Origin of the sequence: Waddlia chondrophila WSU 86-1044 (genome assembly GCF_000092785.1) — a bacterium.
In the GTDB taxonomy this organism is placed as follows: Bacteria; Chlamydiota; Chlamydiia; order Chlamydiales; family Waddliaceae; genus Waddlia; species Waddlia chondrophila.
This window is the reverse complement of the sequence record NC_014225.1, coordinates 2,028,122-2,043,877: the sequence shown is the minus strand read 5'-3', so window position 1 is coordinate 2,043,877 and position 15,756 is coordinate 2,028,122. Positions and strand designations below refer to the sequence as shown.

Sequence of the window (15,756 nt, the reverse complement as noted above, 5' to 3'; positions counted from 1 at the left end):
GGGTAGAAATGATCACTCAGGAGTATTTCATGGAAATTCAAATTTTAAGAAAACAAGGAAAGGGAATTCGACAGATAGCCAATGAACTATGTTTGTCGAGAAACACAGTAAGGAAATATTTAAGATCAAAGAAGCCGCCAAAATATCACTCAAACCAGAAGCGGCCATCGAAATTGGATCCATTTAAAGCGTTTCTTGAAAAACGGATAAAAAATGCCGGGCGCCATTTTATTCCGGCTACTGTTCTGTATCGCGAGATCAAAGAACTCGGCTATCAAGGAGGGATTACAATTTTGCGAGACTGGGTAAGAAAAGGAAAAAAGCAAGTAGAGTTATACTGCTCCCCGTTAAGAGGTTGTATGTGAATTAAACTTTTAGGTATAAATTAGCGCATTTTTTGAATATGTGGGGGCTAAAATGCGCAAACCTTATCCGGATGACCTAACAGACAAAGAGTGGGAGCAAATCAAGCCACTTTTAACCAGCTCAACTTACCGTAATGCCGGCAGGAAGCCAAAGCACTCTCGACGGGAAATGTTTAATGCTATCTTTTACCTTTTGAGAACAGGATGCCAATGGAGACATCTCCCTCATGATTTTCCTCCATGGACAGCTGTACAGGGCCAATATTCTCGTTGGAAAAGAAAGGGAGTTTTTCACATGGTTCACGATTATTTACGTAGAAGATTGCGAATTCTTCTTGGTAAAGCCGAGGATGCAAGCGCGGGTATAGCAGATAGCCAGTCTGTAAAAACAACAGAAAAAGGGGGCTTAAGGGCTATGACGGAGGTAAAAAAATCAAGGGTCGAAAAAGGCATATAGTAGTTGATACCTTGGGTTTCATCATAGCTGTAGCAGTTGGGAGCGCTTGCTCAGGAGATCGAAATGGGTTTATACTGCTCCCCGTTAAGACATAAAAGGAGCTAAGAGAGTAAAATAACTATCTAAACTATAGGGTTTTACTCATGAAACGAAGAAAATGGACTCCTGAATTAAAAACAAAAATTATATTGGAAGGATTAAGGGGTCGTCCCCTTGCCGAAATTTGCACTGAATACGAAATAAGTCAGGCTCAGTTCTACCAATGGAAGGACTGTTTTCTAAACAATGCGAGCCGAGCGTTTGAAAAAGGAAAATCAGACCAAAAGGAAGCACGTCTTCAGAAGCAAAACAATCGTTTGAAACAAGTGGTTGCAGATCTTACTCTCGAGTTAAAAAAAAACGACGAGGAGTGGTATCTGTGAAGAGAAAACGTCCTGAGATAAGAAGAAAAATCGATGATGTCCTCGCCGAAAGAATTGCTCAGATAAAAATGGAGCACCCCTTTTGGGGTTACAGGCGAGTATGGGCAAGTTTGCGTTATAGAGATGGAATACCGTGCAATTTGAAACGCATTTATCGAATTATGAAAGAGCGAAATCTTCTTTGCGCCAAAAAAATGAGGCCTAAAACTGCTGATAGACATCATCGACCGAAGCCCAAGGCGGAAAAACCTAATCAGATATGGGGAACAGACATGACAAAAGTTTTTGTCGAAGGCGATGGCTGGACTTACATAACAGTTGTACTTGACTGGTACACGAAAAAAATTGTGGGGTTGAAGTCTGGAAGGCGCTCTAAGTCAATAGACTGGCTAGAAGCATTAGACCGGGCGCTTAACACGCAATTTCCAGAAGGGGCCCGTGGCAAAGGACTAAAACTTGTCTCAGAAAACGGATGTCAGCCCACTTCAGAGGCTTATATGCGTTACTGCTCAAAAGTAGATGTAGAGCAAATTTACACAAGCTACAACAATCCAAAGGGAAATGCAGAGACCGAGCGATTCATGCGCACCATGAAAGAGGAGCTTTTATGGCTAAAAGAATGGAGGTCTTCAGAAGAACTCTCAAAAGAATTGCAAAGTTGGGTTCTGAAATACAATTCCGATTACCTGCACTCTACTTTGAAATACCGATCTCCAAATGAAATGGAAAAACATTATTATAAATGTGAGGCTGCTTAATGCGAGCGCCCCTGATAGGAAGCATTGAAGGAGAAATCAGATTGCGGTCAATGCCGAGCGTTAGCGAGCTGAAAGGCAGCATTTACTGCAATATGAGAGCTTCGAAAATTCCTGTATCAGGGGGGCGAAAACTCTCTTAGTTTTTGCTTGATTAACGGGTAGCACTACACGCTGATGTTACCTTGTGTTTGCCGGACAATGGTCGTAGAACACCACAAGATAAGCTACTATTTCCAGAAGGGTATTTGATTAAATATTCTTAATAGAATGGATTATGATTGCTTTCAGTTTAAGAACCCTAGTTATCAGGGCGATTTCATGAAAAAGATTTGACACCCAGCACTTTTAGCAAGTACTCATCATCCCAACCTGCCATCTGACGTTTAATCTCAATCCCACATTTAGCAGTCTTTTCCTGCTTAAGAAGATTCAGCGATAATCTCCTTATCATCGACATGTTTTCAGCTATATTTCCTGCATTTGCGTTCTGTTCATCCTCCCTAAAAGCTACGTCTAAAATCCAGTGGACACAATTCTCTATGCCCCAGTGCCCTCGTATTATATTGGCGACCCTTAATGCATCTGCCGACAAACTTGATATGTAATATCTCCTTTCAGTCGAAGTCGATCGCCCAGGTATTATGCGTTCACTCTTCACCATGATCAAGGATTTTAGGTTTTTCCACTCTTCTTTTTGCTGCAACCAGTCAATGTCTTCTGTAATGTATATCTCACGCATTTCTATCCGCCCGTGTGCACAGTGTTTTGACCCTACAGCGTTACATAAAACACCTTCAAAATCAATTTGCTCCGCTTGGACGAAGTAGTTTTCCACCTCATCTGAAAGATGGCCTTGATTGCCCTTTAGAGCCAAAACATAATCTCCACTTTTGTCTACAATTTTTTCCGCGATTGCTGTTTGGCAGCCCATCGCATCAATCGTAATCGTGGCTCCCGCAACATCGATCATATCCAACAACTTCGGGATGGCCGTTATTTCATTGGATTTTCCATCTACTTTTAGCTGCCCCAAGGTTAGGTTGTGTGTCGCAGCCCAGGCGCTTACAATGTGAACAAATGAATGAGGTTCGCCTTTTTTCGCAGTTCCCCTCTGGGCTTTACCATCAATGCTTACATTGTGGCCATCAGGCGTGTTTGCGCCGATTTTCGATCGTACCCATTGCACGAAGCATTGTTCCAAGGCAACAGGGGATAATAGGACAAAGATAGTCCAAAAGGTAGTGTAGGATGGGACGTCATCCTCAAGTGCAAGGGTGCTCGTTAGCCAGCGGCGCTTGCGCTGCGCATACATCGCCACAGCCTTGAGATCATTGGCTCCACTTATCACTGCGCAAATCGTGATAAACAGAATGTCTATTAATCGATACCTTATGCTACCTTGTCGTCTGTAATCGTCGAGGCAGCCAAAGTGTTCTTCAAGTGATTTTCTAAAAGCGTTGCTGGTGTCTTGATCAAGATCTTCTTCAGTCATATCCATCTCCTTGGTGGGGTTGACTAAAGAGTCTAATACTAAAGAATTTAGTGTATCAAGTATTTTTCATGAAATTGCCCTGCCCTAGTTATGAAAAAAAATATTTTTTTAATTTAATAAATAGGGCTTCTAGTTTTATTACGAAAATCCTCATGGTTGAATAAGCAATAGGCCAAGATTGAGATTTTTCTTTGCAAAAGTTGTTCTGTAAGGTTCAAACGTTTCATAAAGCGCTTGTTCGGCAACCTCTGCGATGTTTCCATTGTTATAGCTAAAATGATCGTGCAAAAGACGATAGGATAATTCCAGGTCGAGAGCGACCAGCAGTTTATTAACGGTTTGTCCTTCTGCTGTGAGTCGGTGGTAGGTATCTTCCAATTGTTTGGTGGCCTTGTTAAAAATCGAAATGACCCATTCTTTATTTTTGATTGTCGTTTCTGTTGCCTGTTGTCTTTGTGTAAGCCGTTCTTCTTCAGGTGGTAATGGCACGCAGCAAGGATCAAGGACAAGAGGGCGCAAAAATAGAGCACGTAACAAATGACTTATTTTTTGCTCCGCTGTCCATTTTTTAAGAGTGACATTTCCTGTTGTGCTCGGAATTGATTGGATGAGAGGAAGTGCTTGGGCATAACTGCTGCCTTCAAAGGCTGATAAAAGAGGAAAACATTCGGAGAAACCTAATGGGTTTTGAATAGCTTTTTGATGATAGTCTACATAAGAGTGAATTGCCAAACTAAAGTTAGTAAAAAAATCATCCCATATTTGGGTTACTCCAGCTGTTGTCTCTTCAAGCCCATGTCGCGGAGTTTTGGCTTTGCATTCAATGAGTTCCAGCTTGCCTATTGGATCAATTACCAGAAGATCGCAGTTTTTTCCTTCATCGCTCTTTTCCGGCAAAAAAATCACAGTGCCTTTTGACCTAATCTGGGCAGCAGTTTTTATTTCCCCCAATAAACCGCAGCATGCAATTGCAAATTGTTCTAAATTAGAGCTATGGGTGCATAAGTTATGTGCTTTTTTTGAGAGCTCTTCCCATGATTCGGTAGTTGTACTTGCATGAATAGCTTGAAGACGGTCTTCAAGAAAGTTTAGAGGCGCTTCATTAGATTGAGGATATTTCGCAAGATAATCCATAATCGGCTGATAGATCCATGGATTGCAATAAAAATTGAATAATTTACGATCATGGACAGTATCAAGAGGGGTAACAAAGAGTTCATAAATGGTTGGAAATGCAATCTGTAAGAGCCTTTTATTTACCTTATATTTGTCGAGAAATTCTCCTATTGTGGGACGAAAGAATTCCTCTATGAAATTTTCGATTGCCTTGTCATGCATCTCTTTGAGAGTGGGGAAGCGATTTTGAAGCTTTTCCATCAGCCCATACATAACTTCTCTACTTTTAGGTAAGCCGATGTATTTAACGATGAAGGAAAGTCCTTGCAGAAAGACGTTTTTTGCCTTGGGGAAAAGACTTTCGTGTAGATTATCAAACAGGCTGGTGAAAAATGTTTCTACATTAGGAAGTGCAAAAAACTCAGGGTGAAGGTGTAGTTCTTTCGGAATATTGTTCTGATCAAATCGTACGCAGTATTGCATGAGTTGTATTAGATAGTCGAGCATGTGTTCTTGTTCGCTAGCATTAGTCGTATTGATGCTGTTACTTTTTTCGCAACTTACGACTCGGACGAAATCTTGAAGCGTTTGGTTGAAAGGTTTTATATGCAAGGATGATCCTCCCAAAGATATCATTACAAGAAAGAAAACCTTTTATCATGATTTCCAGGTGTTTGTCAACAAAAACAATTGACATTTACCTTAATTATATCTTAGTCTTATACCAATTTTGAACAGGAAAAATGAATATGTCGAAAAACAAGCGACAAAAAATATCAGAAAATCTGATTCGAGAATGGCATCCCGTTAAAAATGGAGATATGGATCCAAATAAATTATTTGCAAAAAGTGGTAAACGTCCTTGGTGGCTTTGTAACATGTGCGGTCATGAGTGGCAGGCACCGATATACCACAGATCAAACGGTACAGCCTGTCCTAAATGTAAAGCAAAATCTGCATGGACTAAACACTTCTCCTCCATATTGAAAAGTAGGGGTTGTCTGGCTGAGCAACAACCTCATTTAGTGCTTGAGTGGCATCCTACGAAAAATGGGGACTTATCACCGGAAAATGTTACTTCTTCTAGTGGAAAAAAAGTCTGGTGGCAATGCTCAAAAGGTAAAGATCATGAGTGGGAAGCGACTATTTCAAACCGAACGAAAGGAAGAGGTTGTCCCATCTGTTCCGGAAGAAAAGTGGTTTTATCTAACAGTCTATCAACAACGCATCCCAAAGTAGCAGATGAATGGCACCCAACAAAAAATGGCTTTTTGAGACCATCTGACGTCACTTATGCCAGTCATAAAAAAGTATGGTGGCTGTGTTCAAAGGGGCATGAATGGATTGTAGCTGTTTCAAACAGGACAAGTAGAGGAAAAAGTGAATGTCCACATTGTTTAAAATTGGTTATAGGTCAACGACGAATAGCATCATTAATCAAACGTGATGGATCATTAGCTGAAAGATCTCCTGAAATTGCTTCCCAATGGCATCCAACAAAAAATGGGACTCACACACCGTCCGAATTTACAGTAGGTAGTGGATATAGAGCATGGTGGCGCTGTTCTAAGGGACATGAATGGTGCGTTCCTATTAGTGCTCGAAAAAATCATGGTTGTCCTAAATGTACTTACCAGACGTCTCAATTGGAAATTCGCATTTATGTTGAGCTAAAGAGTATTTTTTCGAAAGTGATGTGGCGTAAACGTGTGGCTGGGCGTGAGTGCGATATTTTTATCCCAGGATTAAAATTGGCTTTTGAAGTTGATGGATATCCTTGGCATAAAGACAGGGAAGACCAAGATAAACTTAAAAATACTCATTTCTATACAAATGATATAACTCTTGTACGGTTAAGGGACGAGCGTCTAGGTACTACTGGTGAGTATGACATTTTTTATCGGAAAAAAGAATCTCATTTACAAATTATTGTTCGTCTTTTGAATTATATAAAAAAAGAATTTTATTTTTCTGCTTCCGAAACAAAAAACATAGATGAGTATCTTTCCAAAAGGAAAATTGTTAATGAAGAACTTTTTAAAAAAATACTTAATGATGTATGGAAGGTACCTGAAGAAGAGAGTATAGCTCATCTCTTTCCTGATTTAGTTTTAGATTGGGATTATAAAAAAAATAGTTACTTGGCTCCAAAGAGTTTTTCTCCAGGAAGTGAAGTTTCGGTCTATTGGAAATGTAAAAATAATCCTTCTCATGTCTGGAAAGGAAAAATCAATAGTCGTGTCAAAAGTAAAGGCTGTCCATTTTGTTCAGGAAAGCGTGTTTCTGTTGATAATGCGCTTAATACATTACACCCTTCCCTCGCTCTTCAATGGGACTATGAAAAAAACAGACCCCTTAAACCTTCTGAGGTAACAGCAGGAAGCAGCAAAAAGGTTTGGTGGAAATGTTCTTGTGGTTTTTCATGGAAAGCATCTGTTTGGAGAAGAGTTCAAAGTGGAAATAAGGAGTGTCTTGAATGTTATAATAAAAATAATAGAGGTAAAAATGGCATTAGAAAGGCCGTTCTCAATAAAGGCTCTTTTGTTGATAACTCTCCATATTTAGCGAAAGAATGGCATCCGACAAAAAATGGTTCGTTACTCCCGTCAATGTTAAGTTGTGGAAGCAGTATTAATGTGTGGTGGAAGTGTCCCAAAGGTGATGATCACGAATGGCAGAATAGTATTGTTTCTCGTATTCAGCATCCCACTTGTCCTTACTGTTGTGGTAAAAAAGTTTCTTTAAAAAATTCCCTAGCTTATTGCTTTCCAAATTTAGCACAAGAATGGCATCCGACTAAAAATTCTCTAAGCCCTAAAGAAGTTACAAAGTGTAGTGGCAGAAAGGTTTGGTGGAAATGTCCAAAAGGTCATGAATGGGAAACCGCAGTAACAGCACGAAGAAAAGGAAATGGATGTCCATTTTGTTCAGGAAAAAAAGCTAGTAGTTTTGACAACTTTGAATTGTCTTACCCCGAGATTGCTAAAGAATGGCATCCTATAAAAAATGGTGCGTCTACTCCATCTTGTTTTCGTCCTAATTCTAATGTCAAAGTCTGGTGGTTATGTTCTAAAAATGCTGAGCATATGTGGGAAACTTCCATTGCAAGTAGAACGAGAGGTACTGGGTGTCCATTTTGCGCAGGAAAAAAAACTTCGTCCTCTTATAACCTTGCAGTGATAAATCCTTCTCTATCAAGTGAGTGGAATTATCAAAAAAACATTTCTATTTCTCCTAGAGAGGTGACTCCAAATTCAGGTAAAAAAGTGTGGTGGCAGTGTTCTATGGGACACGAATGGGAAGCGACTATTAATAATAGAGCGAAAGGCAGGGGGTGCCCAATTTGTAAAAAAAGTCAATTTAACAAAACAAAAAAATCATAGTTTTATGCCTAAACAAGCTACCGAGAAAAATAATCTTCAAACAACTCATCCTGAAATTGCAAAAAGATGGCATCCATCTAAAAATGAAACTAAGAAACCAATTGATTTTACATACGGTAGTGGCAAGAAGGCGTGGTGGATTTGTAACAATTGTTCAGAAACTTATGAGGCAACAATTCAAAGTCAAACTAGGGGTCATAGATGCCCATATTGTTCTGGTCGAAATTTCCGTCCAGGTTACAGCTTTGCTGACTTATTTCCACATTTTGTTTTAGAGTGGCATCCGAGGAAAAACTCATGTAAACCACATGAGATTTCCCCCTATAACAGTCGCAGAATATGGTGGCAGTGTTTAAGAGGTCATGAATGGTTAACAGCTTTAGGAAATAGAACAAGATTACAATCAGGCTGCCCTCATTGTTCTCCCGCAACATCTAAAGTCGAATTAAAATTCTTTGCTGAAATAAAATATGTATTTTTTACTGCAGTTCAGAGAAAGATTATAGATGGGATTGAATGCGATATCTTTATTGAAAAATATCAATTAGGGGTCGAGGTGGATGGTGGCTATTATCATCAGGGTAAACAAGATAAAGATAAGAAAAAAAAAGATAAGCTATCTTCGTTAGGTATTAATATTTTCAATATTAGAGGTTCTAGTTTAGAAAAATTAAGTCCTAGTGATATTTTATTTGATGAATCAGGAACAATCAAAAATCAAATGACCAGTCTCCATAGGAGTGTAAAAGAGTTCATACATAAAACGTTGCAAGTAGTTGAACTTATCGAGCCTGAAAAATCAAAAGCTAAAGAATATCTTCAGAGCTCAAATTTAATGAATGAAGCTTATGCAGATCAATTGATTCAGAATTTTTTACAACCAGATCAATCTTTAGATAAAACTCATCCCGAATTATGTAAGGAATGGGACTTTGAGAAAAATGGCTCTAAAACCCCACAAGCCTTTACATTTGGATCTGGAATAGAAGTTTGGTGGAAATGTCAACAAAACCACTCTTGGCTCGCTACAATATTAAGTCGCACTAAAGCTAATAATGGAAAGGGAAGCGGATGCCCTTTTTGTAGAGGTTATTATCCTGACGAATGTAATAACTTAGCAGTGCAGAATCCGCAACTTGCTTCAGAGCTACATCCTTCTAAGAATGGGAATATCACAGCTTTCACATTAACCCCTAGGTCTAATCAAAGGATTTGGTGGTACTGTAAGACTTGTGAAAATGAATGGGAAGCTACGGTTTGGAATCGCCATAAAGGATCTGGTTGTCCTGTATGTGCTAACGATGACAGAGCAAAATCTCAAAGGAAAAAAACTGTGGAAAAAAATGGATCTTTAGATAAAACACATCCGTCAATTGCTAAAGAATGGCATCCAACAAAAAATAATCATCTAACTTCTTTAGAATTCTCAGCTGGAAGTAATCATGCGGCATGGTGGAGGTGTAGGAGTGGGCATGAGTGGAAAGCTAGAATAGCTGATCGATGTTTAGACAATAATGGATGTAAAATTTGTAAAGGAAAGGAAGCCTCTGCTGAAAATAATTTAGCCTTGAGTAATCCCGAAGTCATCTGTGAGTGGGATTTTAATAGAAATGCTCCCCTTTCCCCATTTGATGTTTTGCCTGGGAGTGATGTTGAAGTCTTTTGGGTTTGTCCAAGAAATCCTTCTCATTCTTTCAAATCAAAAATTTACGACAAAACACGATCCAAAAAAGGTGGCTGTCCTTATTGTTCTGGAAAAAAGGTTTTACCGGAAGATAGCCTTAAAATAAAGCACCCTGAAATTGCTGCTGATTGGGATTTCTCTAAAAACGAGAGAAATCCGATAAACGAATTGCCTGGAAGCGCAAAGAAGGTGTGGTGGATGTGTAAAAATGGACATGAAAAATATAGCGAAATTCGTGGTCGTGTTTCTTCAAAAGGATGTCCTTCATGCAAAGGAAAGTAGAGAGCCTTTTGGTTGTTAATGCTTGTTATTAGCTTCTTCAATTTTAGCGATCAACTCCTTCAAAAACTGCATTGCCTCTTCATGGCTGCTCATTGATGAGGTTAGTTGGTATGAATTGCTACCTATTTTGGCTCGAGGCCAATAATAAGAAGTAAAAGGAAAGTGATCCACGTAAAACTTAGTGGCAGCGGCCAAGTTAATGATGCAACCATCGCATTCATAGTAATAAGGCTTGCACTGAGGGAAATAGTTTTCTTCGGCTTGATACATTATAGCCGGAGGGGGCGGAGGTGTATAAATCATATAAAGTTCTCATTTTTAACTCGTGTTTTAAGTGGTATCATCCACCACCTATCCACCACCTAAAGAAAATCAAAGGCTTGGGAAAAACGAATAGATCTTCGTAAGTCTTTGATTAAAAAGAATCTGGGTGAGAGGATTCGAACCTCCGACCCCTTGCACCCCATGCAAGTGCGCTGGCCAAGCTGCGCTACACCCAGATAATCGTGAATGAAAAATTAAATCGCGTGCAATCCCTCGAACTGCAAATTAGATTTCTTGATATCGCGCTCAGCAATCTTCGCACATTCCTCAATAATCTTCTCTAAAGAATCCGCTGGATCCACCTCAGCTGAATTTAAATCCACCGCAATACTCGCCGTAAATGCCGTGCCGCCACGAACACCTTTGGCCTTAAAATTGGCAAACAAACCCTCTTTCTTCTTGGAAATACGGGTAAATCGAATTAAGTTGTTATCTTCAAGACTCATTTTTCTACTTCCTTAAGATGAGCGTACATGTTAAGATTTCCACCTATTCTAGTCAAGGAGTGATACCTGTTATGATTCAAAATTTGAAACTCAACAGCCATCCAATAATGTGCGAAATTATATTTTGAATTATGGTCGATATACGTACGAGCAGTAAAAACTGCATGATCGAACCCTCATGGGATCAAGTGCTTGCAGATGAATTCAAAAAAGACTACATGAAAAACCTCTCAAATTTCCTCGTCAAAGAACGCTCCCATCATTCAATCTACCCTCCTAGAAATCTTGTATTCAACGCCTTTAAACATACGCCCTATGATAAAGTTCGCGTTGTCATTGTCGGACAAGATCCCTACCACGGACCTGGACAAGCACACGGTCTTTCATTCAGTGTGCCGGAAAACGTTCCTGCTCCTCCATCTTTGCAAAATATCTTCAAAGAAATTCACGACGATCTCGGACTTCCTATCCCAATAAAGGGAAATCTCGTTTCCTGGGCAGAACAAGGCGTTCTTTTGCTTAACGCCGTTCTCACAGTTCGTGCACATAGCGCCAACTCACACCAAGGAAAAGGATGGGAAAGATTCACTGACTCTGTCATTGCAAAGCTTTGCCAAAAAAAAGATCCTCTCATCTTTGTTCTCTGGGGAAACTACGCGAAGAAAAAAGTCGAGCACGTTGCCGAATTCAAAGAACATCCGGCATTAAGTGTGCTCACAGCTGCACATCCCTCTCCTCTTGCTGCTCACAAAGGGTTTTTTGGGTGCCGACACTTCTCAAAAATTAACGAGATTTTAACCCAAAATAAACTCGATCCTATTAATTGGATGTTATAATTATTTTTCAACCCTCGCCTCTTCTTTTTTATTCAAATATATACTATAATATAGGTGAAGGAGAAAAGTATTAGGTATTTGAGTTTTAGGGTTATGATTGCGGAAACAGAAAATCTATTCAACAAGGACTGGGTCATGTTAATTGATAAAGAGATTAATAGATTATTACAAGAATTGTCACATGCCGAACAGGCGCAAATTTATTTGAATGGATTTGCGGTGTCTGTGCATATGTTGGAGTGTGGATCGCGGCTTACACTGTCAACACCAGTCTACTGTGGAGGCAATTATATTCCAAATAGCGTCCGTGAATCGTTAAGAAAAAAAGCTCCGTTTGATCGGTTGGATATACAAACTTTCCTAGAAATCGATGAAGAGGATTTTTCTATTATGCTCATTTATCAAGGAGAATGTGCTCCTTCTGGATATGGTGGAATTGTTGATCTGTTGGAAGATTTTTCTTGGTTAGCAGAAAAGTGGCGCGACTATTTAGATGAACAGGATAAAAACGACCTGATTTATGTCACCAAAAAGTTATAATTACTAGAGAGCAAGTAAGAAGAGATTCGGAATCACTCTAAATGACTTCCCTACCTCTTTTTCTTGCCTCTTTTTTAAATAATACCTATTGTGACCTTGCCCCATAATTAGGTCCAGTTTCAACTAGAGGTTCCTGTTAACTGTAGCATTTTTTCACTAGAGTTCAAACACTCACTGAGCTGGCTAGCCAGCTCGTGAGGCGTCAGTCCTCCAAGTGCACTATGTGGACGATATAAATTGTATTCATTAGCCCACTTTCCGACAATTCTCCTTGCATCTGATAAATTTAAAAACCAATTTTCATTCAAACATTCATCTCGAAGCTTGCCGTTGTTAGCAACGGTGATAAAATGACCCAGCTGAGCGGTTGAATTTTGACCCACCCTGAGTAAACAATCCCCTTTATATCGAGGGGGTAGAAATGATCACTCAGGAGTATTTCATGGAAATTCAAATTTTAAGAAAACAAGGAAAGGGAATTCGACAGATAGCCAATGAACTATGTTTGTCGAGAAACACAGTAAGGAAATATTTAAGATCAAAGAAGCCGCCAAAATATCACTCAAACCAGAAGCGGCCATCGAAATTGGATCCATTTAAAGCGTTTCTTGAAAAACGGATAAAAAATGCCGGGCGCCATTTTATTCCGGCTACTGTTCTGTATCGCGAGATCAAAGAACTCGGCTATCAAGGAGGGATTACAATTTTGCGAGACTGGGTAAGAAAAGGAAAAAAGCAAGTAGAGTCCCAAAAAAGAGTTGTGCGATTTGAAACTCCTCCTGGGCATCAGGCTCAGGTGGACTGGACAGTGGTAAGCAAAGGGTTATACGCTTTCGTCATGATCTTGGGATACAGCAGATGCGCATACGTTGAGTTTGTTCAATCCACGAACGAAGAGAGCCTGATGAGATGTCATCAAAATGCATTTGAGTATTTTGGCGGTTTTTGTAAGGAGTTGTTGTACGACAACATGAAAACCGTTGTCATTCAAAGGGATAAATATGGGCCATCTCAACATGGTTTTCAGAAGGCTTTTTGGGACTTTTCTAAACACTGGGGATTCATCCCCCGTCTATGCCGTCCATACAGAGCTAAAACCAAAGGAAAAGTCGAGAGATTCATCGGATATTTAAAACGCAGTTTCTATTATCCTCTGGTGACAAAGGAAGATCACGACCTCTATTCTTTGAACTATGAAGTAAAGAAATGGCTGTCGGAAATTGCAAACAAGCGATGGATCAAAGAGTTGAAGTCAACTCCCCAACGAAGGTTTGTGGAAGAATCTAAGCATTTGCAGCCATTGGCTCCCGCTTATTTTTCCGATAAAAGATGTCAAATACGACAAATTGAAATTGTCCGACCACACCCTTTAGAGATCTATGAAATGACGGGGGATATGATATGAATCTCCAACATGAGAGAATCGAAGATTTGTGCCAGAAGCTGAACTTGATCGGAATTGAGAACCAATTTCAATCCCTTGCATCAGAGGCTGTCAAAGAGGATAAAAGCTATGTGGATTTTTTAGAGCAAGTGTTGCAATCAGAGTATTTAGCGAGACAAACAAGAAGGCAAAATACCCTTACGCGATTTGCCGGTTTTCCCTCAATAAAGACTTTGGAGCAGTTTGATTTTAGCTTCGCTCAAGGAGTTGATAAAAAGCAAATAATGGGGTTGGCAAGCCTGGGATTCATCCAAAGAGCGGAAAACATTGTGTTTCTCGGTCCAAGTGGAGTTGGCAAAACCCACTTGGCAATAGCGTTGGGATATTTAGCCACCCAGTCAGGGTTAAAAGCTCGGTTTATCACAGCAGCAGACCTTGTGGTACTGCTTGAGAATGCGTATAAGGAGGGCAAATACGAAGTTGTGTTTCGCAATGGAATTTTATCATCCAAGTTATTGATTATTGATGAACTAGGATATTTGCCCCTGCAAAGGCATCAAGCAGATCATTTTTTCCAAGTCATTGCCAAGCGATACGAAAAAGGGTCGACAATAGTGACCTCGAACTTGAATTTTTCCCAATGGGACAAGTCTCTTTCCGGAGACCAGGCATTGACATCGGCTTTGTTGGACAGGCTGTTGCACCATAGCCACATCATTCCGATTAAGGGAGACAGCTATCGTTTAAAAGAAAAAAAGAAGATGGGAATTTTTAATCCCAAAGAAGAAGGCTAAGATCCTTGCCGCGCCTCGCCGAGCTGCGGGGTGGCTAGCTCGGCGCGGCTTCGGATCTGCGGGCAGCTAAAGAAAAAGTATGTGGGTGGGTCAATTTTAAACCGCTGATTTTAGAAAAAGTGGGTCAATTTTAAACCGTTGTTGACACCGTTAAAACTCTCTATGTTACCATTTTGATATGGTTTCCCTGGCTCTATGTATTGCCAATCTATTCCCTGATCAGACGACCATTTTAGCACGGTATTCGAGGTAAACTCTGTTCCGTTATCACTAAGGACTACCTTTGGCTTTCCATTTGCAACCATAATTTCGCTTAATATCTCTGTTACCTTCCTCCCATTTATAGATGTGTCCACAAATATCCGAAGGCATTCTCTGGTGTAGGTATCAATCACAGTCAGGAGCCTGATTCTCCTGCCATTAGCTAGAGCATCATGGACAAAATCAAGAGCCCACTGTTGATTGCGAGCGAAAGGTTTATCTTGAGCTCTTCTTGAGCCAATAGCGCGTTTTCTTCCCCCTCTCTTCAGGACCTTTAATCCACAGGCACGGTAAATACGGTACACCTTTTTATGATTGACTTTCACGCCTTCGCGTTTGAGTATCATATGTATGCGACGATATCCAAACCGCCGTTTCTCGTAAGCGATTTGTTTTATCTTGGTTATAAGAGCGGTTTCATCTTGTTTTCTTGAGCTGTATCGTACAACCGATCGATGAACCCCAACAAGCTGACATGCGCGCCGCTCACTTCTCTTGTGTTGTTTTACAAGAATTTGCACGCATGCCTTCTTGGCTCGCGGGGTTACCACTTTCGCGAAACAACATCCTTCAAAGCTACGATGTCGAGAGCTTGCTCAGCAACCAATCGCTTTAGCTTGTTGTTTTCTGCTTCAAGAGAGCGAAGCTTTTTTGCATCTGAAGCAACCATACCGTCAAATTTAGCTTTCCAGTTGTAGTAAGTAGCATTTGAAATTCCGTATTTGCGACAGGCTTCTTCGACTTTAAGACCTGCTTTTACTTCATTGAGAACATTTATTATTTGTTCTTCCGAAAATCTTTTTTTCATGGCTTGTGTTCCTTTTTGTGGTTAATAGTTTACACAAACCTCTAATTTTATATGGACCGATTTCAGGGGAGCAGGTCATTCTAGGTTGCTTCACTGATATCGGTCCGATTCCTGTTTGTACTTCTCTTTCAGGGAGGTAGCCGTTGCGGACAAATTGTTTTCTTCCCTCGAAATCCCTCCTGCCTTTCATCGATTCCAGGTATTCATTGACTTCATTTTCAATAGCCTGTTGAAGCAACAGGCGAGCTCCTTCCCTCAAAGTTTGTTCCAGCAAGCTGTTCATTTCACTTGTTGCGTGAAATTTATCCAAAAAAATGACATCATTCTTCATGAGCGTATCTCCTATAAAATTTGTTTTTGATTCTAAAATTTCATAGGGTACGCTCTTTTTATCTCAAACACAA

The 15,756-nt window shown here is 40.0% G+C and carries 17 protein-coding genes, 1 tRNA gene and 1 pseudogene; 11 read left to right on the top strand and 8 right to left on the bottom strand.

Features of this window, described 5'->3' with window-relative positions:
• The first annotated feature begins 29 nt into the window (after positions 1–29).
• From WCW_RS09135 to WCW_RS09120, 5 genes are read left to right on the top strand one after another with little or no spacing between them, the layout of a single operon-like run.
• The gene (locus WCW_RS09135; protein WP_420805040.1) at positions 30–365 is read left to right on the top strand and encodes a hypothetical protein; all 336 of its coding nucleotides are present in this window, start codon (positions 30–32) and stop codon (positions 363–365) included.
• A gap of 52 nt (positions 366–417) precedes the next feature.
• A complete protein-coding gene (locus WCW_RS09130) occupies positions 418–822 on the top strand; it encodes an IS5 family transposase (protein ID WP_013181716.1) in 405 nt (134 codons plus the stop codon).
• Positions 798–917, top strand: a complete 120-nt coding sequence (locus WCW_RS10565) for a hypothetical protein (RefSeq protein WP_079891154.1) — start codon at positions 798–800, stop codon at positions 915–917. The genes WCW_RS09130 and WCW_RS10565 overlap by 25 nt, the downstream gene beginning before the upstream one ends.
• A 48-nt stretch (positions 918–965) precedes the next feature.
• Entirely contained in the window at positions 966–1,244 is a 279-nt protein-coding gene (locus WCW_RS09125) for a transposase (RefSeq protein WP_013181285.1), read from the top strand.
• Complete coding sequence (locus WCW_RS09120) at positions 1,241–2,002, top strand: IS3 family transposase (protein ID WP_013182930.1); 762 nt, start codon at positions 1,241–1,243, stop codon at positions 2,000–2,002. Before WCW_RS09125 ends, WCW_RS09120 begins: the two co-directional genes overlap by 4 nt.
• A 316-nt stretch (positions 2,003–2,318) precedes the next feature.
• On the opposite strand, the gene WCW_RS09115 is transcribed toward WCW_RS09120, so the two are convergent.
• Both WCW_RS09115 and WCW_RS09110 read right to left on the bottom strand, forming a co-directional pair.
• Entirely contained in the window at positions 2,319–3,494 is a 1,176-nt protein-coding gene (locus tag WCW_RS09115; RefSeq protein WP_013181323.1) for an ISAs1 family transposase, read from the bottom strand.
• A gap of 150 nt (positions 3,495–3,644) precedes the next feature.
• Positions 3,645–5,222, bottom strand: a complete 1,578-nt coding sequence (locus WCW_RS09110; RefSeq protein ID WP_143876379.1) for a hypothetical protein — start codon at positions 5,220–5,222, stop codon at positions 3,645–3,647.
• A 137-nt stretch (positions 5,223–5,359) separates the two neighbouring features.
• Here WCW_RS09110 and WCW_RS10050 point away from each other — a divergent pair, with 137 nt between their 5' ends.
• Both WCW_RS10050 and WCW_RS09810 read left to right on the top strand, forming a co-directional pair.
• A complete protein-coding gene (locus tag WCW_RS10050; protein ID WP_013182928.1) occupies positions 5,360–7,993 on the top strand; it encodes a zinc-ribbon domain-containing protein in 2,634 nt (877 codons plus the stop codon).
• 4 nt (positions 7,994–7,997) lie between these two features.
• On the top strand, positions 7,998–9,959 hold the full coding sequence (locus tag WCW_RS09810) for a zinc-ribbon domain-containing protein (RefSeq protein ID WP_013182927.1): 1,962 nt from the start codon (positions 7,998–8,000) through the stop codon (positions 9,957–9,959).
• A 425-nt stretch (positions 9,960–10,384) separates the two neighbouring features.
• Here WCW_RS09810 and WCW_RS09080 read toward each other — a convergent pair.
• Positions 10,385–10,459 (bottom strand) — tRNA-Pro (locus WCW_RS09080).
• Positions 10,460–10,477: 18 nt separating this feature from the next.
• On the bottom strand, positions 10,478–10,729 hold the full coding sequence (locus WCW_RS09075; RefSeq protein ID WP_013182926.1) for a hypothetical protein: 252 nt from the start codon (positions 10,727–10,729) through the stop codon (positions 10,478–10,480).
• A gap of 131 nt (positions 10,730–10,860) precedes the next feature.
• Here WCW_RS09075 and ung point away from each other — a divergent pair, with 131 nt between their 5' ends.
• Positions 10,861–11,565 (top strand): uracil-DNA glycosylase, encoded by a 705-nt coding sequence (gene ung / locus WCW_RS09070; protein WP_013182925.1) that lies wholly within the window; start codon positions 10,861–10,863, stop codon positions 11,563–11,565.
• 135 nt (positions 11,566–11,700) lie between these two features.
• A complete protein-coding gene (locus WCW_RS09065) occupies positions 11,701–12,105 on the top strand; it encodes a hypothetical protein (protein ID WP_041941950.1) in 405 nt (134 codons plus the stop codon).
• Positions 12,106–12,224: 119 nt separating this feature from the next.
• Here WCW_RS09065 and WCW_RS10045 read toward each other — a convergent pair whose 3' ends face one another.
• Positions 12,225–12,488 carry an integrase core domain-containing protein gene (locus WCW_RS10045; RefSeq protein WP_013182923.1) on the bottom strand — a complete coding sequence of 88 codons (264 nt, stop codon included), beginning with the start codon at positions 12,486–12,488 and terminating at the stop codon, positions 12,225–12,227.
• 59 nt (positions 12,489–12,547) lie between these two features.
• Between WCW_RS10045 and istA the strand changes: the two genes are divergently transcribed.
• Positions 12,548–13,510, top strand: a complete 963-nt coding sequence (istA, locus tag WCW_RS09060; RefSeq protein WP_169302731.1) for an IS21 family transposase — start codon at positions 12,548–12,550, stop codon at positions 13,508–13,510.
• Positions 13,507–14,283: an IS21-like element helper ATPase IstB gene (gene istB / locus WCW_RS09055; RefSeq protein ID WP_013181833.1), complete on the top strand. Its 777-nt coding sequence runs from the start codon at positions 13,507–13,509 to the stop codon at positions 14,281–14,283. The genes istA and istB overlap by 4 nt, the downstream gene beginning before the upstream one ends.
• Before the next feature lie 110 nt (positions 14,284–14,393).
• Here the strand turns inward: istB and WCW_RS09050 are convergent, their stop codons facing one another.
• The 3 genes and pseudogenes from WCW_RS09050 to WCW_RS09040 all read right to left on the bottom strand — a co-directional run.
• On the bottom strand, positions 14,394–15,065 hold the full coding sequence (locus WCW_RS09050) for an IS3 family transposase (RefSeq protein WP_265100816.1): 672 nt from the start codon (positions 15,063–15,065) through the stop codon (positions 14,394–14,396).
• Positions 15,066–15,088: 23 nt separating this feature from the next.
• Positions 15,089–15,352 (bottom strand): transposase, encoded by a 264-nt coding sequence (locus WCW_RS09045; RefSeq protein ID WP_013181718.1) that lies wholly within the window; start codon positions 15,350–15,352, stop codon positions 15,089–15,091.
• 76 nt (positions 15,353–15,428) lie between these two features.
• Positions 15,429–15,683, bottom strand: a pseudogene (locus WCW_RS09040) (IS256 family transposase); the annotation flags it as partial.
• Positions 15,684–15,756 lie beyond the last annotated feature (73 nt).